This window comes from Paenirhodobacter sp. (genome assembly GCF_041916475.1).
Classification (GTDB): Bacteria; Pseudomonadota; Alphaproteobacteria; order Rhodobacterales; family Rhodobacteraceae; genus Rhodobacter.
Map to the genome: position 1 here is coordinate 47,863 of NZ_JAYRZN010000001.1, position 24,436 is coordinate 72,298.

A 24,436-nucleotide genomic window follows, 5' to 3' on the forward strand; every position below is an offset into this window, starting at 1 on the left:
CTCAGACGACGAGCAGGGTCAGGACCGTCAGCACGGTCGCCCCGATGAAGCAGGCCCAGCCGAGTTTCTCGGCGGTCTCGATCTCCAGCCCCTTGCCGGCGTCGAAATACAGGTGCCGCAGGCCCGCGAGCAGGTGATACCACACCGCCCAGGCCGACAGCGTATAGACCAGCACGCCGAACCACGACGTGACGATCGCATTGACGAAATCGAAATAGGCCGGGCTGGTCGCGGCGGCGAGCAGCCACCAGGCCGTCAGCAGAGCCGTGACGATCAGCGCATTGCCGGTGATCCGCGTCACGATCGAGGACATCGAGGTCATCTGCGGGCGGTAATACGGGCCGATCATGAAGGGGGAAAGGGGCCGTTCAACCCGTTTCGTTTCAGCCATTTTGGGTCCCTCTGTCGCTAAGCCCCGCGCAACGCCTGTCGAGGGCGGCTGGCGCGGACGGGGCTGGCCGGAATTGCTGTTCCTGAATAGCGCATAATTCGGTCAAGTCACGTCCGCATCCGCGGGAAAACACGGTTTGGGACGCCTGAAATGCGTAAAAATCGCCTTTGTGATCACAAAAATATACCTGTGATCACATGTTGGCGCTCACACGACTCACCAAGGGAATCTGTCAGATTTGCCCCGGCCGAAGCCCCGGGCCGGGCCGCGGCGGAGGCCCCGAAAGCCCCCGCCGCGCAGATGCTTAGAGCGGCATCAGCGCCCAGTAATCGAGATCGAGCAGGACTTCGGGCGCGTATTTCCCGTCTGCCCCGCGCAAGGTGAAGGGCTCGGCACCATGCTTCACCGCCACCAGCCGCAGCCGGATCGCGCCCACGCCCGGCGCATCGGTCTCGGCCTTGTCCAGCACCTCGGACCAGGCGCGCACGGTATCGCCCGCGAAGCAGGGATTGGCATGCGCGCCTCCGTTCAACGCCACGATCATCTGCGCATTGGCGAGCCCGTTGAAGCTCAGCGCCCGCGCGAGGCTGATCACATGGCCGCCATAGATCAGCCGGCGGCCATCCTCGCGGAAGGTGGCGTCGAAATGCACCTTGGCGGTGTTCTGCCACAGCCGGGTGGCGAGCATGTGCTCGGCCTCCTCGATGGTGACACCATCGACATGGTCGATCTTCTCGCCCACCGCATAATCGCCCCAGCGGTGCGGCTCGCCCGCCAGCTCGAAATCGTATTCGGTGAAATCCAGCTCCTCCGGGATCAGCAGATCCTCGGGCGGCACCACCGTCTTCAGCTCCGGCACCACCGTTTCCGGTGCAGGCGCGGAAAGGTCGCCCTTGCGCACCATCACCCAGCGGACATAATCGAGCACGACCTCATCCATCTGGTTGTAGCCGCGGGTGCGCACATAGACGACGCCGGACTTGCCGTTGGAATTCTCCTTCAGCCCGATCACCTCGCTCTCGGAGCGCAGCGTATCCCCCGGCCAGACCGGCAGCCGCCAGCGCCCCTCGGCATAGCCGAGATTGGCCACCGCATTCAGCGACACATCCGGCACGGTCTTGCCGAAGACCACATGGAAGGCGATCAGATCGTCGATCGGGCTCGATTCCAGCCCGCAGCGGGCCGCGAATTCATCGCTCGAATACAGCGCATGCCGCGCCGGATAGAGCGCATGATAAAGCGCCCGCTCGCCTTCGGCGACGGTGCGCGGCACCGCGTGGCGGATCACCTGGCCGATCCGGTAATCCTCGAAGAACCGGCCCGCATTGGTCTTGCCCATCATTGCTCTCCCAGCTTTAGGTCGGGGCTGTAATCCCTGCCCGGGACTTCCTTGATCACCGCCTGGGCGCAGCGCATCCGGCCGGAGGCGGCATCGAAGGCGTAGGCGGGCGAGCCATGCAGCACCCAGCCCTTCGACAGCGCCAGCGAGACCTTGTGGCAAAAGGCCGAGGTGTCGTCCTCGGTCAGCAGACGGTAGAGTTTCATTGCATCACCCGAATGTCGGATAGCCGAGCACATAATGCACCCCGGCAATTGCCCCGTAGACGATGACGGTGCCCGCCACCGCCATCAGTTCCTTGCGCGCCCCGGCCGCGGCGGGCGGCACCCATTTCGGCTGGTCGCGGTTGATCAGCACCATCTCGGCCAGCGCCCAGATGCCCATGCCGCCAAAGAGCACGAAGCTCGGCGTATCGCCATTCACCAGAAGGTGCGCCACCGCCCAGACCACCACGCCCGTGAGCATCGGGTGGCGGAACTTGCGCGCGACCCAGGTCTTCATCCCCGCGGCCGCGAACAGATAGACCGATATCAGCATCAGCAGGTTGTTGATGCCTGCCAGAGCCGGGGTCCGGCCCCAGTAGAACTCGCCGAACCAGGCGCGATAGCCGATGATCATCAGCACCGTGCCGAGCACGATCGCCGCCGTGGTCGCGGGCCGTTCGGAGCCCTTCATCGCCTTGCTGAACCCCGGAATGAGTCGTTTTGCCATATGGCCAAAGGCCCAGAGAAGAAGACCGAGGATCAGAAGTGCCATTGGGGTTGCCTTTCAGCTGCCGCGGCGGGATCACGCCATCGCGGCAATGGCCTCCGCCTTCGCCAGGATCTGCCGCGCGGTAACGATATGCAGGTTTTCGACGATCTTGCCATCCACAACCGCAACGCCGAGCCCCTGCGCCTGCGCCGCATCGAAGGCCGCGATCTGGCGCTGTGCGAGGTCCACCTCGGCCTCGGAGGGCGCGAAGGCGGCATTAGCGATCTCCAGCTGCGCCGGGTGGATCAGGGTCTTGCCATCGAAGCCCATGTCGCGGCCCTGATCGCATTCGGCCTTCAGGCCGGCGTCGTCCTTGAAGGCGTTGTACACGCCATCGACGATCACCTTGCCGAAGGCCTTCGCGGCCAGCAGGCATTGCCCGAGCCCCGCCTGCATCGGCAGCCGGTCGGCGCGGAAGCGGCTCTGCAGCTCCTTCGCGAGGTCATTCGTGCCCATGACCATGCCTTCGAGCCGCGGATGCGACGCAATGTCGCCCGCGTTCAGCATGCCCATCGCGGTCTCCATCATCGCCCAGAGCGGCAGCGCCGAGGTCAGGTCGATCACCGCGTCGAGGTCTTTCTTGTAGGAGACCTTGGGAATCAGCAGCGCGTCGATCTTCACCCCGGCATGCACCGCCGCGGCAATCGCCAGCACATCCTCGCGCCCCCATTCGGTATCGAGCCCGTTCACCCGCACGATCCGCGCCCGCGCGCCATAATCGAAATCGCGCAGCGCCGTGACCAGGGTTTCGCGGGCATTGACCTTTTCATCCACCGCCACCGCATCCTCGAGGTCGAAGATGATCGCGTCGCAGGCGAGGCCCGTGGCCTTCTCCAGCGCCCGCTCCTTGGAGCCGGGAATATACAGCACCGAGCGGTAGGGGCGGTTCGCGCTGTTGATCATGATTCTCTCCTCGCAACAATCTTGCGCAAGGGATCATGAAATGGATACTTTCAGCAAGGCCTCTTTTGCCGCAGCGCAGCTAGAGCAATGTGCGCCCCGCATCCCAGAGCAGCTTCACCGAAATCAGCAGCAGCGCCCAGGTGACGAAGCCATAGAACAGCTTCTGCGGCATCACCCGCACCAGCCGCGCCGCCGCAAAGACCGAGATCACCGCCGGGATAGAGAGGATCAGTGCGAGCTTCAGGTTCGACAGGTTGATCTGCCCGAGCGCCCAGTAGGGAATCAGCTTCACCGCATTGACCCAGGCAAAGCAGACCGTCGTCGTCCCGGCAAAGACCGCGGGCGAGAGGCCGAGCGGCATCACATAGGCCTGATAGGGCGGCGCGCCGGAATGGCTCACGAAGCTGGTGAAGCCGGTGATCGCGCCCCAGATCACGCCCGGCCCGACCCGCGCCGGGCGCACCCGCTGCGCGCCGCGCCGCAACAGCGCGTTCAGCGCGAAGGCAAGGCCGATCACTCCGACGAGCCCGGTCACCGCCGCCTCCGGCACCCGCGCCGCGGTGAGCCATCCAAGCCCCACCCCGAGCGCCGTGGCGGGCATCAGGATCGCGAGCACCCGCCTGTCATAGCTGCCGCGAAAGGCGATCAGCCCGAAAATGTCGGAGATCACGAAGACCGGCAGGGTAAGCCCCGCGGCCACGACCGGGTTCATCACCGTGGCGAGCAGAGGCACCGCCAGCGCGCCGATCATCGTCAGCCCGCCCTTCGCGGCGCCGATGCAGATCACCGCCAGCACCACCACCAGCCAGCCCACCAGGTCCAGATCCATGCCACCCTCTTTTCCGCGCCGCGGCCAGGGAGATTCGGCGGGCCGCAGCGCCATGTGCTAATCCCTTGCGCGGGTTAGCGCAAACGGTCGCCGTTCGCGGCATACGACCGCATACAATGCCGCAGCGCCCTTGCCAGACGGGACGCAAAGGGCTAACCCATCCTCCGTCGGTTAAACCCAAATCCTGACCTTCGGAGGAATTCCATGGCTCGACCCAAGATCGCCCTCATCGGCGCCGGTCAGATCGGCGGCACGCTCGCCCATCTCGCCGCAATCAAGGAACTCGGCGACATCGTCCTGTTCGACATCTCCGAAGGCACGCCGCAGGGCAAGGCGCTCGACATCGCCGAATCCGGCCCCTCCGAAGGCTTCGACGCGACGCTGAAGGGCACCAATGACTACGCCGACATCGCCGGCGCCGACGTGTGCATCGTGACGGCCGGTGTGCCGCGCAAGCCGGGCATGTCGCGCGACGACCTGCTGGGCATCAACCTGAAGGTCATGAAATCGGTCGGCGAAGGCATCAAGGCCCATGCCCCGAACGCCTTCGTGATCTGCATCACCAACCCGCTCGACGCGATGGTCTGGGCGCTGCAGCAATTCTCGGGCCTGCCGGTGGAGAAGGTCGTCGGCATGGCCGGCGTGCTGGATTCGGCGCGCTTCCGCCACTTCCTCTCGGTCGAGTTCGGCGTCTCCATGAAGGACGTCACCGCCTTCGTTCTGGGCGGCCACGGCGACACCATGGTCCCGCTCGCGCGCTATTCGACCGTGGCGGGCATCCCGCTGCCGGATCTGGTCTCCATGGGCTGGACCTCGCAAGAGAAGCTCGACCAGATCATCCAACGCACCCGTGACGGCGGCGCGGAAATCGTCGGCCTGCTGAAGACCGGCTCGGCCTTCTACGCCCCGGCCACCTCGGCGATCGAGATGGCGGAAGCCTATCTGAAGGACCAGAAGCGCGTCCTGCCCTGCGCCGCCTATGTGAAGGGCGCGTTCGGCCTCGACGGTCTCTATGTCGGCGTGCCGACCGTGATCGGCGCCGGTGGCATCGAGAAGGTCATCGACATCAAGCTCGGCGCCGAAGAGCAGGTGATGTTCGACAAGTCGGTCGATGCGGTGAAGGGCCTCGTCGCCGCCTGCAAAGGCATCGACCCCTCGCTCACCTGAGCCTTACAGACAATTTCCAGAGGGCGCGCGGCTTCCGCGCGCCCTTTTTCATGCCCGCAGCTCGGTCGGGTCCACACCAAAGACCCGGCGCACCTCCGCGATCAGCTCCGCTTCGCGCGCCAGCAAGGCCCGGTCGAAGGCCGCCGCGCTCAGATCCGGCGCCTGCCCCAGCACCCGGCCCGCCGCCTCCGCGATCCCGGGCGCCAGGTCGATCAGCACGCCCAAATCGCGCAATGCCTGCGCCTGCTGAGGAGAGACCTGCTTCGTCGCCCGCCACTGCGCCCGAATGCCCGCGAGGCTGCCGCGCGCCCCGGCCAGCGCCTCGATCTGCAACAGCCGATGCGGCGCATGATGCGGCGGCGCCTTGACCCGGAGCGCCAGCGCCCGGCGCAGCATCTTCAGCGCATAATGCAGCTCGGTCAGCCCATCGTAGTGCAGCAGCCGCAGGCCCGGCGCCGCCCCCGAAGGCAGATCGCGCCCGCCGCCGCCATATTCCCGCATCGGCTGATGGATCCCGCTGTAGAGGCCCAGCCCCGCGCGGGTGGCGCTCTTGCCGATATGATGCCCGGCCAGACCGTGATGCAGGAGCAGCATCTGCGCCTCATCATAAATCCGCGGGCCCTGCGCGCGGAAACCGCGCCAGTTCAGCCGGTAGCTGCCCGCAAAGAGCCCCTGCCCGGCCGCGCCGATACTCACCCGCTCCGCGACCGGGATCCGCACGAAGGCCGCCTCCGGCACCACGGCGGAGAGCACCTCCGCCACCCTGTGACCAGGCTCCGGCAGGACGAACTCATCGATGTCGCAATGGATCAGCCAGTCGAGCCCCGTCGCGGCAAGGATCCGGCTGGCATGGTACTTCTGCCGCGCCAGATGCCGCGCGGGCCGCGCGCCGACCCCATTGAAAGCCCAGCCATCCGCGCCCGCCGCATGGAGAAAGACCCCCGGCACCCCCCGCAGCAGGTCCTGCGCCTCCGGGTTCGGCCGGTCGAGGCAGATATGCACCTCCGCCGCGCCCTGGGCTAGATGGAAGGCCGCGAAGGCCGCAACCAGGCTGCCGGGCTCATCCGCCAGCGCCGCCACGCCCCATGTCTGCATCCCGCAAGGCCTCCGAAACCTGTGGCCGAAACATTCCGATTCCGCGCCCCCGCAGCCGCCGCCCGCGCCGCGATGCGGCATTGCGCGCGTTTGTGATCACACTTTCAAAACCCGTGATCACAAATGGCGCTTTTCTGCCGATGTGAGCGCCCAACACGCACTATTCGTTTTATCGCGCTGTCGGACTGTGTCAAACCACCTGCCAAATCGACCAGCAAGGGAACTCTGGCATGAACATCCACGAATATCAGGCCAAACAGCTCCTCAAGAGCTATGGCTGCCCGGTGTCGGAAGGCCGCGCCGTCCTGAAGGCCGAAGATGCGAAGACCGCGGCGGGTGAGCTCGACGGTCCGCTCTGGGTCGTCAAGGCGCAGATCCACGCCGGCGGCCGCGGCAAGGGCCATTTCAAGGAAGCCGAAGCCGGCCCGAAGGGCGGCGTTCGTCTGGCCAAGTCGGTGGAGGAGGCTGCCGATCTCGCCAAGCAAATGCTCGGGCGCACTCTGGTCACGCACCAGACCGGCCCGGCCGGCAAGCAGGTGAACCGTATCTACATCGAAGACGGCTCGGACATCTCGCGTGAGCTGTACCTCGCCCTGCTGGTGGACCGTCAGACCTCGCGCGTGTCCTTCGTCGTCTCGACCGAAGGCGGCATGGACATCGAGGAAGTGGCCGCCCACACCCCCGAGAAGATCCTGTCCTTCTCCGTCGATCCGGCCACCGGCCTGAGCGATTTCCACGGCCGCCGCGTGGCCTTCGCCCTCGGCCTGACCGGCGGTCAGGTGAAGCAATGCGTCGCGCTGATCAAGAATCTCTACAAGGCCTTCATCGAGAAGGACATGGAGATGCTGGAGATCAACCCGCTGATCGTGATGACCGACGGCAACCTGAAGGTGCTGGACGCGAAGCTCGGCTTCGACAACAACGCGCTCTATCGCCACGCCGACATCATGGCGCTGCGCGACGAGACGGAGGAGGACCCGAAGGAACTCGAAGCCTCGAAATATGACCTGAATTACATCGCGCTCGACGGCGAGATCGGCTGCATGGTCAACGGCGCAGGCCTGGCGATGGCTACGATGGACATCATCAAGCTCTATGGCGCGGAGCCGGCGAACTTCCTCGACGTGGGCGGCGGCGCGACCAAGGAAAAGGTCACCGAGGCGTTCAAGATCATCACCTCGGACCCGAACGTGAAGGGGATCCTGGTCAACATCTTCGGCGGCATCATGCGCTGCGACATCATCGCCGAGGGCGTTCTCGCCGCGGTGAAGGAAGTCGGGCTGCAGGTTCCGCTGGTGGTGCGCCTCGAAGGCACCAACGTGGAACTGGGCAAGGAAATCATCGCGAATTCCGGCCTCAACGTGATCGCGGCGGACAACCTCGCCGACGGCGCGCAAAAGATCGTCAAAGCTGTGAAGGGCTAAGAACAATGGCAGTCCTCGTCAACAAGAACACCAAAGTCATCTGCCAGGGCATCACCGGCTCGCAGGGCACGTTCCACACCGAACAGGCGATCGCCTACGGCACGAAGATGGTCGGCGGCGTCACCCCGGGCAAGGGCGGCTCCGAGCACCTCGGCCTGCCGGTGTTCGACTCGGTCCATGAAGCCGTGGCCAAGACCGGCGCGAACGCGACCGTGATCTATGTGCCGCCGCCCTTCGCAGCCGATTCCATCCTGGAAGCCATCGACGCCGAGATCGAGCTGATCGTCGCGATCACCGAAGGCATCCCGGTGCTGGACATGATGAAGGTGAAGCGCGCGCTGGTGGACAGCAAGTCGCGCCTGATCGGGCCGAACTGCCCGGGCGTGATGACGCCGGGCGAATGCAAGATCGGCATCATGCCGGGCTCGATCTTCAAGCGCGGCTCGGTGGGCGTGGTCTCGCGCTCGGGCACGCTGACCTATGAAGCCGTGAAGCAGACGACGGACATCGGCCTCGGCCAGTCCTCGGCCGTGGGCATCGGCGGCGACCCGATCAAGGGCACCGAGCATATCGACGTGCTCGACATGTTCCTCGACGACCCGGAAACCGAATCGATCATCATGATCGGCGAAATTGGCGGCTCGGCCGAAGAGGAAGCCGCGGAATTCCTGGCCGAACAGAAGAAGAAGGGCCGCTGGAAGCCGGTCGCCGGGTTCATCGCCGGCCGTACCGCTCCTCCCGGCCGCCGCATGGGCCACGCCGGTGCCATCGTCTCGGGCGGCAAGGGCGATGCGGGCTCCAAGATCGAAGCCATGCAGCGCGCGGGCGTCGTGGTGGCGGAAAGCCCCGCGCATCTCGGCGAAGCCGTGCTGAAGGCGATCAAGGGCTGACCATAGCGGGCCGCGGGGGAAACCTCCGCGGCCCACTCCGAAGCGCCAAGCGGGCACGCGCCCGTTTCGCCCTTCTGAGGACAAGACTGGCCGGACGCGGCCACGGAGGTAAGACAATGAAACGTGCGTTCCCGGCCGCTGTGGCCGTGGTATCCGGCCTGATGGTCTCGGCCTGCATGCAGACCGGAACAGGCAGCACCGGCACGGGCTTCGAAGGCGCCGCCCTCGCCCCGCCGGTCCCGCGCGACGAACGCTCGCACGGCGATTTCCAGCGCATGACCAGCATCAACGGCGATGCCGTTTCGGCAATTGCGGGCGATCCGTCGAATGCGTTGATCTATTTCGACTTTTTCGCCGCGAACAAAGAGGCCGTTAAGGCCGCTCCGGCAAAGCTCTGCGCCACTTATGGCAAAAGCCTGAAATCCTCCTATGTCACCGAGCCCTCGAACCATGAGCCCGGCGTCAAGGTTCTCGCGGTGACCTGCAAGGGCTGATCACCGCCCCGCCCCTCGGCCCCTCAGCCATCAAGGACGAACGTCATGAACGACCAATCCCCCAACGAACAATTTGAAGCCTCGAGCTTCCTGCAAGGCGCCAACGCGGATTACGTCGAGCAGCTCTATGCGAATTACGCAGCCGATCCGTCCTCCGTCGACGCCAGCTGGCAGGCGTTCTTCGCCTCGCTCGGCGACGCCGAAAGCGATGTGAAGAAATCCGCCGAAGGCGCCTCCTGGGGCCGCGCGGACTGGCCGCCCGTCGCCGCGGGCGAGCTGATGGGTGCGCTCACCGGCGAATGGCCGGCAGCGCCCGCCAAGGACGGCAAGGCCGCCGGCGACAAGATCAAGGCCAAGGCCGCCGAGGCCGGGGTGCAGATCTCCGAGGAGCAGGTGAAGCGCGCGGTGCTGGATTCGGTCCGTGCGATCATGATCATCCGCGCCTACCGCATCCGCGGCCACCTGATCGCCAACCTCGACCCGCTGAACATGCGCGACGAGGCCAGCCACCCGGAACTCGACCCGCGCTCCTACGGCTTCACCGATGCCGACATGGACCGCCCGATCTTCCTCGACAACGTGCTGGGCATGACCCATGGCTCGATGCGGCAGATCATCGACGTGCTGAAGCGCACCTATTGCGGCACCTTCGCGCTGCAATACATGCACATCTCGGATCCTGAGCAGGCCGCCTGGCTGAAGGAGCGGATCGAGGGCTATGGCAAGGAAATCGCCTTCACCCGCGAAGGCCGCCGCGCGATCCTGAACAAGCTGGTGGAAGCCGAGGGCTTCGAGAAGTTCCTGCATGTGAAATACATGGGCACGAAGCGCTTCGGCCTGGATGGCGGCGAAGCGCTGATCCCGGCGATGGAGCAGATCATCAAACGGGGCGGCAACCTCGGGCTGAAGGAAATCGTCATCGGCATGCCGCACCGCGGCCGCCTGTCGGTCCTGGCCAATGTGATGGCGAAGCCCTACCGCGCGATCTTCAACGAATTCCAGGGCGGCTCGTTCAAGCCCGATGACGTCGATGGCTCGGGCGATGTGAAATACCACCTCGGCGCCTCCTCGGACCGGACCTTCGACGGCCATACCGTCCACCTGTCGCTGACCGCGAACCCCTCGCACCTCGAGGCGGTGAACCCGGTCGCGCTCGGCAAGGTCCGCGCCAAGCAGGACCAGCTGAACGACGCCGACCGCACGCAGGTCCTCGCGATCCTGCTGCACGGCGATGCGGCCTTCGCAGGCCAGGGCGTGGTGGCGGAATGCTTCCAGCTCTCGGGCATCCGCGGCCACCGCACCGGCGGCACGATCCATATCGTCGTGAACAACCAGATCGGCTTCACCACGGCGCCGCATTTCAGCCGCACCTCGCCCTATCCGACCGACCTCGCGCTGATGGTCGAGGCGCCGATCTTCCACGTCAATGGCGATGACCCGGAAGCCGTGGTCCATGCCGCCAAGGTCGCGACCGAATTCCGGCAGAAGTTCAAGAAGGACGTCGTGATCGACATCTTCTGCTACCGCCGCTTCGGTCACAACGAAGGCGACGAGCCGATGTTCACCAACCCGGCGATGTACAAGACCATCAAGGGCCACAAGACCACGCTGCAGCTCTATACCGAGCGGCTGGTGGCCGACGGGCTGATCCCGGAAGGCGAAATCGAGGACATGAAGGCTGCCTTCCAGGCGACGCTGAACGAGGAATTCGAAGCCGGCAAGGTCTACAAGCCGAACAAGGCGGACTGGCTCGACGGCCGCTGGAAGAACCTCGCCCGCGAAACCGCCGAATATGACGCCGGCGCCACCGCGCTCTCGCCGGAAACGCTGGCGGAAATCGGCCAGGCGCTGACCACGGCGCCCGACGGGTTCGACCTGCACAAGACCGTCGCGCGTCTGCTCGAAGCGAAAAAGCAGATGTTCGAGACCGGCCGCGGCTTCGACTGGGCCACCGCCGAGGCGCTGGCTTTCGGATCTCTCGTGGCTGAGGGCTTCCCGGTGCGGCTGTCCGGTCAGGACTGCACCCGCGGCACCTTCTCGCAGCGCCACTCCGGCTTCGTCGACCAGACCACCGAAGAGCGCTACTACCCGCTGAACCACATCAAGCCGGGTCAGGCGCGCTATGAGGTCATCGACTCGATGCTCTCCGAATATGCGGTGCTGGGCTTCGAATATGGCTATTCGCTGGCGGAGCCGAACGCGCTCACGCTCTGGGAGGCCCAGTTCGGCGATTTCGCCAACGGCGCGCAGATCATGTTCGACCAGTTCATCAGCTCGGGCGAGTCGAAATGGCTGCGGATGTCGGGCCTCGTCTGCCTGCTGCCGCATGGCTTCGAGGGCCAGGGGCCGGAGCACTCCTCCGCGCGCCTGGAGCGCTACCTGCAGAACTCCGCGCAGGAGAACTGGATCGTCGCGAATTGCTCCACGCCTGCGAACTACTTCCACATCCTGCGCCGGCAGCTGAAGCGGAACTTCCGCAAGCCGCTGATCCTGATGACGCCGAAGTCGCTGCTGCGCCATCCGCTGTGCGTCTCGACGGCTGAGGAATTCACCACCGGCTCGTTCTTCCGCCGGGTGATCTGGGACGACGCGCAGGGCGGCAGCAGCGAACTGACGCTGAAGCCCGATGCGGAAATCTCGCGCGTGGTGATCTGCTCGGGCAAGGTCTACTACGACCTGCTGGCCGAGCGCGACAAGCGCGGGCTCGACAATGTCTACCTGCTGCGGCTCGAGCAGTTCTACCCGTTCCCAGCCCAGTCGCTGATCACCGAGCTGTCGCGGTTCAAGGATGCCGAGATCGTCTGGTGCCAGGAAGAGCCGAAGAACCAGGGCGGCTGGACCTTCGTCGAGCCCAATATCGAATGGGTGCTCGCAAAGATCGAGGCAAAGCACGGCCGTCCGCGCTATGCGGGCCGCGCCGCCTCGGCCTCGCCCGCGACCGGCCTCGCGAAGAGCCACAAGGCAGAACAGGACGCGCTCGTGAGCGACGCGCTGGAGGGTTGAACTGATGACGGATGTCCGTGTCCCCACGCTTGGCGAGAGCGTCTCGGAAGCCACCATCGCCACCTGGTTCAAGAAACCGGGTGATGCGGTCGCGCTGGACGAAATGCTGTGCGAGCTGGAAACCGACAAGGTGACGGTCGAGGTCCCCTCGCCCGCCGCCGGTGTCCTGGGCGAGATCGTCGCCCCTGAAGGCGCGACGGTCGGCGTCAATGCGCTGCTCGCGACCATCATCGAGGCGGGCGCCGCGGCGCCCGCGCCGCAGAAGAAATCCGAAGGCGCGGCCGCCCCTCAGCCCGCTGCGCAACAGTCCAAAGAGGTCAAGATGACGGACGTAATGGTGCCCGCACTGGGCGAGAGCGTTTCCGAAGCCACGGTGTCGACCTGGTTCAAGAAGGTCGGTGATACCGTCGCGCAGGACGAGATGCTGTGCGAGCTCGAGACCGACAAGGTCTCGGTCGAGGTGCCCTCGCCCGTCGCCGGCGTCCTGACCGAGATCGTGGCCCCCGAGGGCGCGACCGTCGCCGCTTCGGCGAAGCTCGCCGTCGTGGCCGAAGGTGCCTCTGCCGGCGCCGCGCCCGCGGCAGCAGCCGCCCCCGCCCCCTCCGCCGCCCCGGCCCCCGCGGGCAAGGACGTCGAGGATGCGCCCGCCGCGAAGAAGGCCATGGCCGAAGCCGGGCTCAGCGCCGCGCAGGTCACCGGTACCGGCCGTGATGGCCGGATCATGAAGGAAGACGTGGCCGCCGCCATGGCGAAGCCCGCAGCGCCCCAGGTCTCGATCGCGCCCGCACCCGCCTCGGTGCCGCGTTCGCCGGTCCCGGCCGATGACGCTGCGCGCGAAGAGCGCGTGAAGATGACCCGCCTGCGCGCCACCATCGCCCGCCGCCTGAAGGACGCGCAGAACACCGCCGCGATGCTGACGACCTATAACGAGGTCGACATGTCGGGCATCATGGAGCTGCGCAACGCCTACAAGGACCAGTTCGAGAAGAAGCACGGCGTGAAGCTCGGCTTCATGTCCTTCTTCGTGAAGGCCTGCTGCCACGCGCTGGCCGAAGTGCCCGAAGTCAACGCCGAGATCGACGGCGGCGATGTGGTCTACAAGCATTACGTCCACATGGGCGTGGCTGTGGGCACGCCGAACGGCCTGGTGGTTCCGGTGCTGCGCGATGCAGACCAGAAGGGCTTCGCCACGATCGAGAAGGAAATCGCCGAATACGGCAAGCGCGCCCGCGACGGCAAGCTGACCATGGCGGAAATGCAGGGCGGCTCGTTCACCATCTCGAACGGCGGCGTCTATGGCTCGCTGATGTCCTCGCCGATCCTGAACCCGCCGCAATCGGGGATCCTCGGCATGCACAAGATCCAGGAGCGCCCGATGGTGGTGAACGGCCAGATCGTGATCCGCCCGATGATGTACCTGGCGCTGAGCTACGACCACCGCATCGTCGACGGCAAGGGCGCCGTGACCTTCCTCGTGCGCGTGAAGGAAGCGCTGGAGGATCCGCGCCGCCTGCTGATGGATCTGTGATCCCCTGCCCCCCGGTTTCGGGGGGCAGATCCCATTCCCCCGGGAGGGGGCACCCACGGAGGACAGCATGACCCCGGAACTCACCGCCCTCGCCCTTGCCGCGCTCTGGCAGATGGTGATGGTCGCGGTTGCGGGGGCAGTGATGAACCGCGAACTGGGCCTGGGCTACAATTTCGGCCCGCGCGACCGGGCGCCCGAGGCCTCGCCCCTGCTGGGCCGGCTGCGCCGCGCCGTGGCCAACCATGCCGAGAACCTCGGGCTTTTCGCCGCGGCCGTGCTGGTGGTGACGCTCTCGGGCCGCGCCAGCCCCCTTCACTGCGGCCTGCGCCTGGGCCTTCCTCGCCGCGCGCATCCTCTATCTGCCCGCCTATGCCTTCGGCTGGACGCCCTGGCGTTCGCTGATCTGGCTCATCGGGCTTGTTGCAACCCTGGCGATGATCCTCGCCGCATTATTCGGGGCCGCAGCGGCGGCCTGACAGGAGACCCAAATGGCTGAATTTGATGTGATCGTGATCGGTGGCGGCCCGGGCGGCTATGTCTGCGCGATCCACTGTGCGCAACTCGGGCTCAAGACCGCCTGCGTCGAAGGGCGCGGCGCGCTCGGCGGCACCTGCCTTAATGTCGGCTGCATCCCGTCGAAGGCGCTCCTGCACGCGACCCACGAGCTGCATGAAGTTCATGAGAACTTCGAGAAGATGGGCCTGATGGGCGCCAAGGTGAAGGTCGACTGGGCGAAGATGCTCTCCTACAAGCAGGACGTGATCGAGGGCAACACCAAGGGCATCGAATTCCTGTTCAAGAAGAACAAGGTCACCTGGTTGCAGGGCTGGGGCTCTGTCCCGGCGCCGGGCCAGGTCAAGGTCGGCGACGAGATCCACAGCGCGAAGAAGATCGTGATCGCGACCGGCTCCGAGCCCGCCTCGCTGCCGGGCATCGAGATCGACGAGGAGACGGTGATCACCTCGACCGGCGCGCTGAGCCTGCCGAAGATCCCGAAATCCATGGTGGTGATCGGCGCGGGCGTGATCGGGCTGGAAATGGGCTCGGTCTATGCCCGGCTCGGCACCGAGGTGACGGTCGTCGAATATCTCGATGCGATCACCCCCGGCATGGACGGCGAGGTCGCGAAATCCTTCCAGAAGATCCTCACCAAGCAGGGGCTGAAGTTCGTGCTCGGCGCCGCGGTGCAGGGCGTCGAGAAGGGCAAGGGCAAGAACACCGTCAAGTACAAGCTGCGCAAGGACGAATCCGAGAACGCGATCGAGGCCGAGGTGGTTCTGGTCGCGACCGGGCGCAAGCCCTACACCACCGGCCTCGGGCTGGAGGCGCTCGGCGTGGAGATCCTGCCGCGCGGCCAGGTGAAGACCGATGCGCATTGGCAGACCACCGTCCCCGGCATCTATGCCATCGGCGATGCGGTGGTGGGCCCGATGCTCGCGCACAAGGCCGAGGACGAGGGCATGGCGGTGGCCGAAATCCTCGCCGGCAAGCATGGCCATGTGAACTTCGACGTGATCCCGGGCGTGATCTACACCACCCCGGAAGTGGCCTCCGTCGGCAAGACCGAAGAGGCGCTGAAGCAGGAAGGCCGGGCCTACAAGGTCGGCAAGTTCAGCTTCATGGGCAACGGCCGCGCGAAGGCGGTGTTCCAGTCCGAAGGCTTCGTGAAGATGATCGTCGATGCGGCCACGGACCGGATCCTCGGCGTGCATATCATCGGGCCCTCGGCGGGCGAGCTGATCCACGAGATCTGCGTGGCGATGGAATTCGGTGCCTCGGCGCAGGATATCGCGCTCACCTGCCACGCCCACCCGACCTTCTCCGAAGCGGTGCGCGAAGCGGCGCTGGCCTGCGGCATCGGGGCGATCCACGCCTGATCCGGGATGGTCTGATCAGAGCGCGCCGGGGAGACCCGGCGCGCTTTTTGCTGGGCGCGTGCCCGCGGGGAAGGCCATGGCCGAGCGGCCCGCACCGCCGGAGCATGAAAGAGAAAAGGCGCGAGAAGCCTCGCGCCTTGAATCCCTTCGGAGCGGGTCCGATCAGTGTTCGTCGTCGCCACCGCCGACATCGGCGATATCGTCGAGCGAGACGTTGTCGTCGTCGTCATCCTCGAGCAGGTCGTCATCGAGTTCGACATCCGCTGCGTCGTCGTCCAGATCCTCGTCGTTGAGATCATCGACGTCGATTTCCGCATCCCGTGCCGCGGTCTTGTCCGACACCAGAACGCGGCCGCGGCTGGCCGAGGCCAGGCTTTCGAGCGAGAAGCTGTTCCCGCAGACCGGGCAGGTCATCGGGTCGCTTTGCAGATCGTAAAACCGGCTCGCACAATGCGGGCAGAGGCGCTTGACGCCCCATTCCTCTTTCGGCATGGAAGTCTCCTGGCAAGCTCTCTCATCAGAGTCGCAGCCAACTGCCACAACAGCCGCAGGGTGTCAAAGCCTTTTCGCAAGGTTTCGCCCCGCCGCGGCCCCGATGCGCCAGCCGTGGATCTGCCCATGACGGAGAGCCGCCACTCCCTGCCCGAATTGCCCGGCGTCGCCCTGCGGTTGCGCCGCTCGGCACGGGCGCGGCGCTTCAGCCTGCGGGTCTCGCGCGTGGATGGCGAGGTCACGCTGACCCTGCCCTTGCGCGCGCCCATGGGCGATGCCATCGCCTTCGCGCGCAGCCAGGCGGACTGGCTGCGCCGCACGCTGGACCGGCTGCCCACCGCGGCCGCGCCCGCCTTCGGCATGGAGCTGCCGTTCGAGGGGCGCCTGCTCCGCCTGACCCCGGCCGCGGTGCGCGCCCCCCGGGTGGAGGAGGGCCGGCTGCTCCTGCCCGCCGACCCCGCGCGGCTGGCGCCCCGGCTGGAAACCTTCCTGAAGCATTGCGCGCGGATCCGGCTGCAGGCGGCGACGGAGCGGCACGCGGGCGCCCTCGGCCGCCCGTTCCGGCGCATTACCCTGCGCGATACGCGCTCCCGCTGGGGCTCCTGCGCGCATGACGGCTCGCTCAGCTATTCCTGGCGGCTGATCATGGCGCCGGTTTCGGTGCTGGATTATGTGGCCGCGCATGAGGTGGCCCATCTGGCCGAGATGAACCATTCCCCCGCCTTCTGGGCGGTGGTGGCGCGGCTGCGGCCCGATTATGCCGCCGATCGCGCCTGGCTGAAGCAGCATGGCAGCACGCTGCATGCGATCCGTTTCCGCGATTGAATTCCGCGCGCAGTGTGATCACATTGGCGCCATGACCACGATCTCCACCCGCCCGATCGAAACCGCCGCGCATGACCGGCTCTACCGGCAGCTGCGGCTGCAGATCATGCATGGCGAGCTGGCCCCCGGCCGGGCGCTGACCCTGCGCGGGCTGGCGAAGCAGTACGGCCTGTCGATGACGCCGGTGCGCGAGGCGCTGCGGCGGCTGATCGCGGAGGGGGCGCTGATGCTCTCCTCCTCGGGCCGGGTCACGACGCCGGAGCTCTCCAACGAGCGGATCGAGGAGCTTGCCGCGCTGCGCGCCCTGATCGAACCCGAGCTCGCCTCGCGCGCCCTGCCCCGCGCGCATATGGCGCTGATCGACCGGCTGAGCGCGATCAACACCGCCAATGCCGAGGCGGTAGCGAAGCACGATGCGGTGGGCTACATCCGCACCAACCTCGAATTTCACCGCACGCTCTATCTGCGCGCGCAGGCGCCCGCGATGCTCGCCGTGATCGAGACGGTCTGGCTGCAGCTCGGCCCCACCATGCGCGCCGTCTATGGCGAGATCCCCCGCCAGGAGCCGCCCCGCCACCACCGGCTGATCCTCGCGGCCCTGCGCGCGGGCGACGAGCCCGGATTGCGCCTCGCGGTGCGCACCGATGTCACCCAGGGCCTGCGCCATCTGGCACAATGACAGCACTCCTGCCATTCTGCGGCAAACAGCCAGGGACAGAACATGACCAGCCATCTGACCGAAGACGAACGCCGCCAGCTTGAAATGACGGTGCTGATGACCCCGGATATGGCGAATTTCTCGGGCAAGGTGCATGGCGGCGCGCTGCTGAACTGGCTCGACCGCGTCGCCTTCTCGCTCGCCTCGCGCTATTCGGGCCGCTATGCGGTGACGCTCTCGGTCGATCAGGTGACGTTCAAGCAGCCGATCCATGTGGGCGAGCTGGTCAGCTTCAAAGCCAGCGTGAACCACACCGGCCGCAGCTCGATGGAAATCGGGATCCGGGTGGAGGCGGAGAACATCCCCTCAGGCACCCGGCGGCACACGAACAGCTGCTATTTCACCATGGTCGCCGTGGACGAGACCGGCCGCCCCACCGAAATCCCGCCGCTCACGCCGCAAGACGAGCTGCAGGTGCACCGCTGGCGCGCCGCTGAGCTGCGCAAGGAGCTGCGCCGCGAATTCGCGCAGAAAATGGAGGCCGCCGCGCGCGGCTGAGCCCTCAGGCCGGGCGGCTGGCGATGGCGAGGCCATCGACCACGGCGGTGAAGGCTTCGGCGCGCAGCTGCCGCGCCCCGGGGCACAGCGCCAGCGCCTCCGAGGTGACCAGCCCCATCAGGCTGGAGCCACCGACCAGAACCACGCTGTCGATCGCCGCAGCGCCGAGCCCGGCCATGCGCAGCGTTTCCTCCATCGCCATGCGCAGCGGCGCGCGCTGCCCGGCCAAAGCCTCTTCCAGAGAGGCCGCCCCGATCGGGGCTGCAAGGCCGCGCTCGATGAAGGCCATGTTGATGCGCGCGTCATTCGCGCCGGAATTGGCGGCGATCTTGCCCTTCTCCACCGCGAAGGCGAGGCTGTGGCCCAGCTCCTCCCCGATCACCTTCTGCAGGCGGCCGATGGCGCGGGCATCCACCGCATGCTTCAGCATGTCCGCCACCAGGCGGCGGGTCTCGGGGCTATAGACGAAGGGGATCCGCGCCCAGGTGGCGAGGTCCAGATAGACCGCGTTCGGCACCGGCAGCAGCCCCTTGCCCATGCTCCGCGTCAGCGCGCCGCCATGGCCCAGCAGCGGCATGGCATGGCTCATCGATACGGTCTGGTCGAAATCGGTGCCGCCCAGGCGCAGCCCATGGCTCGCGAGGATCCGCACCCGGCCCTCCTCCACCCGGAATACCGAAAAATCCGAGGTGCCGCCGCCGATATCGACGATCAGCCCGGTGCCCTCGGTCAGGCCCTGCGCGGCAAGCGCCGCCGCCTCCGGCTCGAACATGAAGGCGACATCGGTGAAACCGGCGCCGAGATAGCAGCCGCGCAGATCCTCCTCTGCCCGCGCATCGCGCTCCGGATCGTTGTGGAAATGCACCGGCCGGCCGGAGAGCGCGCGGGTGAAGCGTAGCCCGGTGCGTGCCTCGGCGCGGGTGCGCAGATCGGCGAGAAAGGCCGTCACCACCTCTGCGAGCGTGCGCCGCCGCCCCGCGATCAGCCGCGGCTCGTGAAACAGCGCGGTGCCGAGGATGCTCTTGAGCGCGCGCATGAAGCGGCCCTCCTCGCCCTCGATCAGCGCCCGTACCGCGGGCTGGCCGATCCGCATCGCGCCCTTGTCCGCCGGGAAGAACACCGCCGTCGGCAGCGTGTCCTCGCCCTCCGCCACCGGGATCCGGCGCACCGCGCTGCCGTCATGCACGGCCACGGCGGAGTTGGAGGTTCCGAAGTCGATCGCGAGGGTGAACATGGCCATCTCCGTGCTGCGGGTGGGCCGGGTTACAGGATCGCACCGGCGGGCGCAAGATCGCGGCCATTTGCCGCCTCGGCTCTGGCCTTGCGCGCGAATCCCTAGTAGATCGCCCTCATACGGACCAGAGGACAGACATGGCGCGGCATCTCATCACCTCGGCAATTCCCTATATCAACGGCATCAAGCACCTGGGCAACCTCGTCGGCAGCCAGCTGCCCGCGGACCTGTTCGCGCGCTACCTGCGCGGCCGCGGACATGAGGTCATGTTCATCTGTGCCACCGACGAACACGGCACCCCGGCCGAGCTCGCCGCCGCGAAGGCCGGAAAGCCCGTCGCCGACTACTGCAAGGACATGCACGAGGTCCAGGCCGAGATCGCCCGCGGCTTCCGCCTCTCGTTCGACCATTTCGGCCGCTCCTCCAGCGCGCGCAACCGCGGCCTGACGCAATACATGGCCAAGACCCTCGGCGAACAGGGCCTGATCGCCGAAGTGGCCGAGAAGCTGTTCTATTCGGTCGATGACGGCCGCTTCCTGCCCGACCGCTACATCGAGGGCACCTGCCCGAACTGCGGCTACGACAAGGCCCGCGGCGACCAGTGCGAGAACTGCACCAAGCAGCTCGACCCGACCGACCTGATCAACCCGCGCTCCGCGATCTCGGGCTCCACCAACCTCGAGCTGCGCGAGACGAAGCACCTGTTCTTGCGGCAGAAATCTTTGCGCGACGATATCCGCACCTGGATCCAGGCCAAGACCGACTGGCCGTTGCTGACCACCTCGATCGCCCTGAAATGGCTCGATGATGGCGACGGCCTGCAGGACCGCGGCATCACCCGCGACCTGAGCTGGGGCGTCCCCGCCCAATTCGAGGGCGCGCCGTGGCAGGGCATGGACGGCAAGGTGTTCTATGTCTGGTTCGATGCGCCGATCGAATATATCGCCGCGACCGCCGAATGGGCCGATGCCCATGGCCAAACCGAGGCCGACTGGGAGCGCTGGTGGCGCACCGACAAGGGCGCCGGGGACGTGACCTACACCGAATTCATGGGCAAGGACAACGTACCCTTCCATACGCTGAGCTTCCCCGCCACGCTGATCGGCGTGAACCGGGCGGGCGGCGCGCAGTGGAAGATGGTCGATTACATCAAGTCCTTCAACTACCTGAACTATGAAGGCGGGCAGTTCTCCACCTCGCAGGGCCGCGGCGTGTTCATGGATCAGGCGCTCTCGATCCTGCCGCCGGATTACTGGCGCTGGTGGCTGCTCAGCCATGCCCCCGAAAGCTCCGACGCCGAATTCACCTGGGAGAATTTCCAGGTTTCGGTGAACAAGGACCTGGCCGATGTGCTGGGCAATTTCGTCAGCCGCATCACCAAGTTCTGCCGCTCCAAATTCGGCGAGGCGCTGCCCGAGGGCGGCACCTGGGGCGAGCGCGAGGCAGCCCTGGTGGCGGAGCTGAACACCCGGGTGCGCGCCTACGAGGGCTTCATGGAGGAGAAGGAGGTCCGCAAGGCCGCCGCCGAGCTCCGTGCGATCTGGGTCGCGGGCAACGAATACCTGCAATCGGCCGCGCCCTGGACCGTGTTCAAGACCGAGCCGGCGCAGGCCGCGGCGCAAACCCGGCTCGCGCTGAACCTGACCCGGCTCTATGCGGTGCTGTCGGCGCCCTTCATTCCGGATGCGGCCGATCTGATGCTGGCCGCGCTCAAGACCGAGGACCGCAGCTGGCCCACCGATATCGGCGCGGCCCTCAGCCTGCTGCCCGCGGGCCATGCCTTCGAGACCCCGGACGTGCTGTTCCGCAAGATCGCTGACGAGGAGCGCGAGGACTGGCAGAAGCGCTTCTCCGGCATCCGCAGCTGAGGCTGGCGCCGCCCTGCCGCGGCGCCTATCCTCGCCCTGAAAGGAGATCCGCATGACGACCTGCATCCTGATCGGCGCCCCGGTGGACAGCGGCCAGAAGCGGGCGGGCTGCCTGATGGGCCCTGCGGCCTACCGGGTGGCGGGCCTCGCCGCCGCCATCACCGAGCTCGGCCACACCGTCACCGACATGGGCGACATCACCCCGGCCCCGCGCGCGCCGATGCCGCATCCGAACCCGGCGATCCACCATCTGGCCGAGACCGTCGCCTGGACGGAGGCGCTGACCGAGGCGGGCATCGCTGCCGCACTCACCGGCTTCCCGATCTTCATGGGCGGGGATCATTCGCTCTCGCTCGGGTCGGTCGCGGGCATGTCCGCGCATGCGGCGGCGCTCGGGCGGCCGCTGTTCGTGCTCTGGCTCGATGCCCATACCGATTTCCACACCCCCGAGACCACCGTCTCGGGCAACCTGCACGGCACGCCCGTGGCCTATATCGCCGGGCGCGCGGGTTTCGCAGGCTTCCCGCCCTTCCCGCATCCGGTGCCCGGGCACCGGATCGGCATGCTCGGGATCCGCTCGATCGACCCGGCCGAAGGCGCGGCCCTGATGCCAACCGATATCGAGATCGCCGACATGCGCGTGCTCGACGAGCGCGGCATCCGCGCGCCGCTGGCGGAATTCCTCGATCGGGTCCGGGCCGAAAATGGCCTGCTGCATGTGTCGCTCGACGTGGATTTCCTGGATCCGTCGATCGCGCCCGCGGTGGGCACCACGGTACCGGGCGGCACCACCTTCCGCGAGGCGCATCTCGTCATGGAGCTCCTGCACGAATCGGGCCTGGTGAGCTCGCTCGACCTCGTGGAGCTGAACCCCTTCCTCGATGACCGCGGCCGCACCGCGAAGCTGATGGTCGATCTGGTGGGCTCGCTGATGGGCCGCAAGGTCTTCGACCGCCCGACCCGCTCCTACTAGGATTTCGGCTCCTCATAGACGCCCTGTTCCTTCAGGGCGTCGATCACTTCCTTCGGCATGTAGTTCTCGTCGTGCTTGGCGAGGATCTCGGTCGCAACGAAGGTCTCCCCCTCCATCCGCCCGGTGCCCACCATCCCCTGCCCCTCCTTGAACAGGTCGGGCAGCACGCCGGTGAAGCGCACCGGGATCGAATGGCCGCCATCGGTCACGCGGAAGGTCACGGTTTCGCCGGCGCCGCGCACCAGCGTCCCCGCCTCTACCAGCCCGCCCAGCCGGAACACCTCGCCCGAGGCGGGCGGCAGCTGCGTCACCTGGCTCGGAGACCTGAAGAGGTTGATGCCGTCGCGCATCGCATAGCCGATCATCGCGGTCGAAACCGCGAGCGCCACCGCCGCCACGGCGATGATCTGGATCCGCCGCTTCTTCTTCAGGTTCCTCATCGCCTCTCCTTACGGGAAGACGGGCGCCAGCATCAGGCCCGCCGTTTCCTCGTTCCCCAGCATCAGGTTGGCGTTCTGGATCGCCTGCCCCGATGAGCCCTTGCACAGGTTGTCGAGCGCCACTAGCACCACGGCCCGGCCGGGGATACGGTCGCCGACAACGCCGACATGCACATAGTTGGACCCGGCGATCGACCGCGTCGAGGGGAGTGTGCCAAAAGGTAGCACTTCGAGAAATACTTCCTTCGCATAACGTGCGGCCAGCGCGGCGTGAATTTCCTCCGGCGTGCCGCGCACATAGACGGTGGCGAGGATCCCGCGGTTGAACGGCATCAGATGCGGCGTGAACTGCACCCGCACCGGGCGGCCCGCGGCCTTGCTGAATTCCTGGTCGAATTCGCCCAGATGCCGGTGCTTGCCGCCGGCCGAATAGGGCATGGTCCCGCCCGAAAGCTCGGCATGCAGCAGGTTCTCCTTCAGCGAGCGCCCGGCGCCCGAGACCCCCGCCTTCAGGTCGATCACGATCTCGTCAAGGTCGATCACCCCCGCCTCGATCAGCGGCCGGATCGCATATTGCCCGGCGGCGGCGTTGCAGCCCGTCCCGGCGCAAAGCCGCGCGCCGCGAATCTCGTCGCGGTAGAATTCGGTCAGGCCATAGACCGCGTCTTGCTGCAGATCCACCGCCGCATGCGGCTTGCCGTACCACTTCTCGTATTCCGCCGGGTCGCGGAGCCGGAAATCGGCCGACAGGTCCACCACCTTCAGCGCGCGCGGCAGCGCCGCGATCACCGCCTGCGAGGTGGCATGCGGCAGCGCGCAGAACGCAAGGTCGATCTTGGAAAAATCGAGCTCCTCGATCTTCACCAGATCGGGCAGGTTCATGTGGCGCAGATGCGGGAAGACCTCGCCCATGCTCATCCCGGCTTTCCGGTCCCCAGAGAGCGCGGTGATGCGCATCGAGGGGTGGGTGGCGATGATGCGGGCAAGCTCCGCTCCGGTATAGCCCGAAGCCCCGAGGATGGCGATATTCTGGGTCATGGCCCGATCCTTGCTGCAAAAACCGAAAATCCGGGCCACCCGGGGCCCGGACCTCTTTTCCGGCCAGTTGCCACCGGACGCAAGGGTCTTTGCAGATCAGGCGGCCTTGCGCCGCCCCATCGCCGCCAGAGCCAGCGCCGAAACCAGCAGAACCCCGCCCGCCGGCAGCGGCACCGCGGGCAGGTCAGGCTGCGCGGGCTCCGGCTCCGCGGCGGGCGCGGCCTCAGCATAGCTCAGCAGGCCCGCGCCATAAGTGGCGCGGATGTACAGGTACACGCTCTCCTGCGTGCCACCGAAATCCACGGTCACGGCCTTGCTCGTGGTGCTGCCCGCCAGGTTCCACGGATTATAGCTCAGGTCCCAGCCGCCGCCCGCATAGCCGCAGTCGTAGCAGGTGCCCCAGGGGCCATCCCCGGTCTGGCGCCCGTCGGCGCGGGTCGACCATTTGATGTAGCCGCCATAATTGATGTAGCTGCTGCCGCCCGATGCCAGCGTGAAATCGAGCGTGGCCGAGCTCACATCATGCAGCGTGACGATCTGCCACGCATTCGCGCTCAGATCGACCGTCGCGGCCGTGGCGGGCGAGAGCAGGCACAAAGCCGCGATCGCCGCAGCCGCACCCGGGATAACCTTCGACATCATGATGTGCACCTGTTC

24 protein-coding genes and 1 pseudogene are annotated in these 24,436 nt (G+C 66.7%); 13 read left to right on the plus strand and 12 right to left on the minus strand.

All coding sequences use genetic code 11. The annotated features are described in order from the left end of the window. Nucleotide 1: 1 nt before the first annotated feature. The 6 genes from sdhC to ACOMG5_RS00290 all read right to left on the minus strand — a co-directional run bounded on the left by sdhC (nt 2) and on the right by ACOMG5_RS00290 (nt 4,215). The gene (sdhC, locus tag ACOMG5_RS00265) at nt 2-391 is read right to left on the minus strand and encodes a succinate dehydrogenase, cytochrome b556 subunit (protein ID WP_420341766.1); all 390 of its coding nucleotides are present in this window, start codon (nt 389-391) and stop codon (nt 2-4) included. 304 nt (nt 392-695) lie between these two features. Beyond that, entirely contained in the window at nt 696-1,730 is a 1,035-nt protein-coding gene (locus ACOMG5_RS00270; RefSeq protein WP_420341767.1) for a MaoC family dehydratase, read from the minus strand. Next, nucleotides 1,730-1,936, minus strand: a complete 207-nt coding sequence (locus ACOMG5_RS00275) for a DUF1737 domain-containing protein (RefSeq protein ID WP_420341768.1) — start codon at nt 1,934-1,936, stop codon at nt 1,730-1,732. Before ACOMG5_RS00275 ends, ACOMG5_RS00270 begins: the two co-directional genes overlap by 1 nt. A gap of 4 nt (nt 1,937-1,940) precedes the next feature. Further along, nucleotides 1,941-2,486, minus strand: a complete 546-nt coding sequence (locus tag ACOMG5_RS00280; protein ID WP_420341769.1) for an NnrU family protein — start codon at nt 2,484-2,486, stop codon at nt 1,941-1,943. 30 nt (nt 2,487-2,516) lie between these two features. After that, nucleotides 2,517-3,386 (minus strand): HpcH/HpaI aldolase/citrate lyase family protein, encoded by an 870-nt coding sequence (locus ACOMG5_RS00285; protein WP_420341770.1) that lies wholly within the window; start codon nt 3,384-3,386, stop codon nt 2,517-2,519. Between the two features lie 79 nt (nt 3,387-3,465). Further along, complete coding sequence (locus ACOMG5_RS00290) at nt 3,466-4,215, minus strand: sulfite exporter TauE/SafE family protein (protein WP_420341771.1); 750 nt, start codon at nt 4,213-4,215, stop codon at nt 3,466-3,468. A gap of 204 nt (nt 4,216-4,419) precedes the next feature. Between ACOMG5_RS00290 and mdh the strand changes: the two genes are divergently transcribed. Then, entirely contained in the window at nt 4,420-5,382 is a 963-nt protein-coding gene (gene mdh, locus ACOMG5_RS00295; RefSeq protein ID WP_420341772.1) for a malate dehydrogenase, read from the plus strand. A gap of 48 nt (nt 5,383-5,430) precedes the next feature. Here mdh and ACOMG5_RS00300 read toward each other — a convergent pair whose 3' ends face one another. Then, a complete protein-coding gene (locus ACOMG5_RS00300; RefSeq protein ID WP_420341773.1) occupies nt 5,431-6,477 on the minus strand; it encodes a glycosyltransferase family 2 protein in 1,047 nt (348 codons plus the stop codon). 230 nt (nt 6,478-6,707) lie between these two features. Here ACOMG5_RS00300 and sucC point away from each other — a divergent pair, with 230 nt between their 5' ends. The 7 genes and pseudogenes from sucC to lpdA all read left to right on the plus strand — a co-directional run bounded on the left by sucC (nt 6,708) and on the right by lpdA (nt 15,693). Beyond that, complete coding sequence (gene sucC, locus ACOMG5_RS00305; RefSeq protein ID WP_420341774.1) at nt 6,708-7,901, plus strand: ADP-forming succinate--CoA ligase subunit beta; 1,194 nt, start codon at nt 6,708-6,710, stop codon at nt 7,899-7,901. 5 nt (nt 7,902-7,906) lie between these two features. Beyond that, nucleotides 7,907-8,791 (plus strand): succinate--CoA ligase subunit alpha, encoded by an 885-nt coding sequence (gene sucD, locus ACOMG5_RS00310; RefSeq protein ID WP_420341775.1) that lies wholly within the window; start codon nt 7,907-7,909, stop codon nt 8,789-8,791. Between the two features lie 116 nt (nt 8,792-8,907). Further along, the gene (locus ACOMG5_RS00315) at nt 8,908-9,285 is read left to right on the plus strand and encodes a hypothetical protein (protein ID WP_420341776.1); all 378 of its coding nucleotides are present in this window, start codon (nt 8,908-8,910) and stop codon (nt 9,283-9,285) included. 45 nt (nt 9,286-9,330) lie between these two features. Beyond that, a complete protein-coding gene (locus ACOMG5_RS00320; RefSeq protein ID WP_420341777.1) occupies nt 9,331-12,288 on the plus strand; it encodes a 2-oxoglutarate dehydrogenase E1 component in 2,958 nt (985 codons plus the stop codon). 1 nt (nt 12,289) lies between these two features. After that, nucleotides 12,290-13,816: a 2-oxoglutarate dehydrogenase complex dihydrolipoyllysine-residue succinyltransferase gene (gene odhB / locus ACOMG5_RS00325; RefSeq protein ID WP_420341891.1), complete on the plus strand. Its 1,527-nt coding sequence runs from the start codon at nt 12,290-12,292 to the stop codon at nt 13,814-13,816. Nucleotides 13,817-13,883: 67 nt separating this feature from the next. Further along, nucleotides 13,884-14,292 (plus strand): annotated as a pseudogene (locus tag ACOMG5_RS00330) (MAPEG family protein). A gap of 12 nt (nt 14,293-14,304) precedes the next feature. Next, nucleotides 14,305-15,693: a dihydrolipoyl dehydrogenase gene (lpdA, locus tag ACOMG5_RS00335; protein ID WP_420341778.1), complete on the plus strand. Its 1,389-nt coding sequence runs from the start codon at nt 14,305-14,307 to the stop codon at nt 15,691-15,693. Between the two features lie 162 nt (nt 15,694-15,855). Here lpdA and ACOMG5_RS00340 read toward each other — a convergent pair whose 3' ends face one another. Then, on the minus strand, nt 15,856-16,185 hold the full coding sequence (locus ACOMG5_RS00340; protein ID WP_420341779.1) for an FYDLN acid domain-containing protein: 330 nt from the start codon (nt 16,183-16,185) through the stop codon (nt 15,856-15,858). 126 nt (nt 16,186-16,311) lie between these two features. Between ACOMG5_RS00340 and ACOMG5_RS00345 the strand changes: the two genes are divergently transcribed. Genes ACOMG5_RS00345 through ACOMG5_RS00355 form a run of 3 tightly spaced genes read left to right on the plus strand, consistent with a single transcriptional unit; the run spans nt 16,312 to nt 18,226 of the window. Beyond that, nucleotides 16,312-17,010 carry a M48 family metallopeptidase gene (locus tag ACOMG5_RS00345; protein WP_420341780.1) on the plus strand — a complete coding sequence of 233 codons (699 nt, stop codon included), beginning with the start codon at nt 16,312-16,314 and terminating at the stop codon, nt 17,008-17,010. 31 nt (nt 17,011-17,041) lie between these two features. Further along, complete coding sequence (locus ACOMG5_RS00350) at nt 17,042-17,689, plus strand: GntR family transcriptional regulator (RefSeq protein ID WP_420341781.1); 648 nt, start codon at nt 17,042-17,044, stop codon at nt 17,687-17,689. A gap of 42 nt (nt 17,690-17,731) precedes the next feature. Next, nucleotides 17,732-18,226, plus strand: a complete 495-nt coding sequence (locus tag ACOMG5_RS00355; protein WP_420341782.1) for an acyl-CoA thioesterase — start codon at nt 17,732-17,734, stop codon at nt 18,224-18,226. Between the two features lie 4 nt (nt 18,227-18,230). Here the strand turns inward: ACOMG5_RS00355 and ACOMG5_RS00360 are convergent, their stop codons facing one another. Beyond that, nucleotides 18,231-19,466: an Hsp70 family protein gene (locus ACOMG5_RS00360; RefSeq protein ID WP_420341783.1), complete on the minus strand. Its 1,236-nt coding sequence runs from the start codon at nt 19,464-19,466 to the stop codon at nt 18,231-18,233. A gap of 131 nt (nt 19,467-19,597) precedes the next feature. Between ACOMG5_RS00360 and metG the strand changes: the two genes are divergently transcribed. Both metG and rocF read left to right on the plus strand, forming a co-directional pair. Beyond that, complete coding sequence (metG, locus tag ACOMG5_RS00365; protein WP_420341784.1) at nt 19,598-21,328, plus strand: methionine--tRNA ligase; 1,731 nt, start codon at nt 19,598-19,600, stop codon at nt 21,326-21,328. Between the two features lie 52 nt (nt 21,329-21,380). Next, entirely contained in the window at nt 21,381-22,301 is a 921-nt protein-coding gene (gene rocF, locus ACOMG5_RS00370) for an arginase (RefSeq protein WP_420341785.1), read from the plus strand. On the opposite strand, the gene ccmE is transcribed toward rocF, so the two are convergent. From ccmE to ACOMG5_RS00385, 3 genes are all read right to left on the minus strand, one after another. Then, nucleotides 22,298-22,741 carry a cytochrome c maturation protein CcmE gene (ccmE, locus tag ACOMG5_RS00375; protein WP_420341786.1) on the minus strand — a complete coding sequence of 148 codons (444 nt, stop codon included), beginning with the start codon at nt 22,739-22,741 and terminating at the stop codon, nt 22,298-22,300. The two genes, rocF and ccmE, sit on opposite strands and share 4 nt — an antisense overlap. Nucleotides 22,742-22,750: 9 nt before the next feature. Further along, a complete protein-coding gene (argC, locus tag ACOMG5_RS00380; RefSeq protein ID WP_420341787.1) occupies nt 22,751-23,779 on the minus strand; it encodes an N-acetyl-gamma-glutamyl-phosphate reductase in 1,029 nt (342 codons plus the stop codon). A gap of 96 nt (nt 23,780-23,875) precedes the next feature. Continuing rightward, nucleotides 23,876-24,421: a hypothetical protein gene (locus ACOMG5_RS00385; RefSeq protein WP_420341788.1), complete on the minus strand. Its 546-nt coding sequence runs from the start codon at nt 24,419-24,421 to the stop codon at nt 23,876-23,878. Nucleotides 24,422-24,436: the final 15 nt, after the last annotated feature.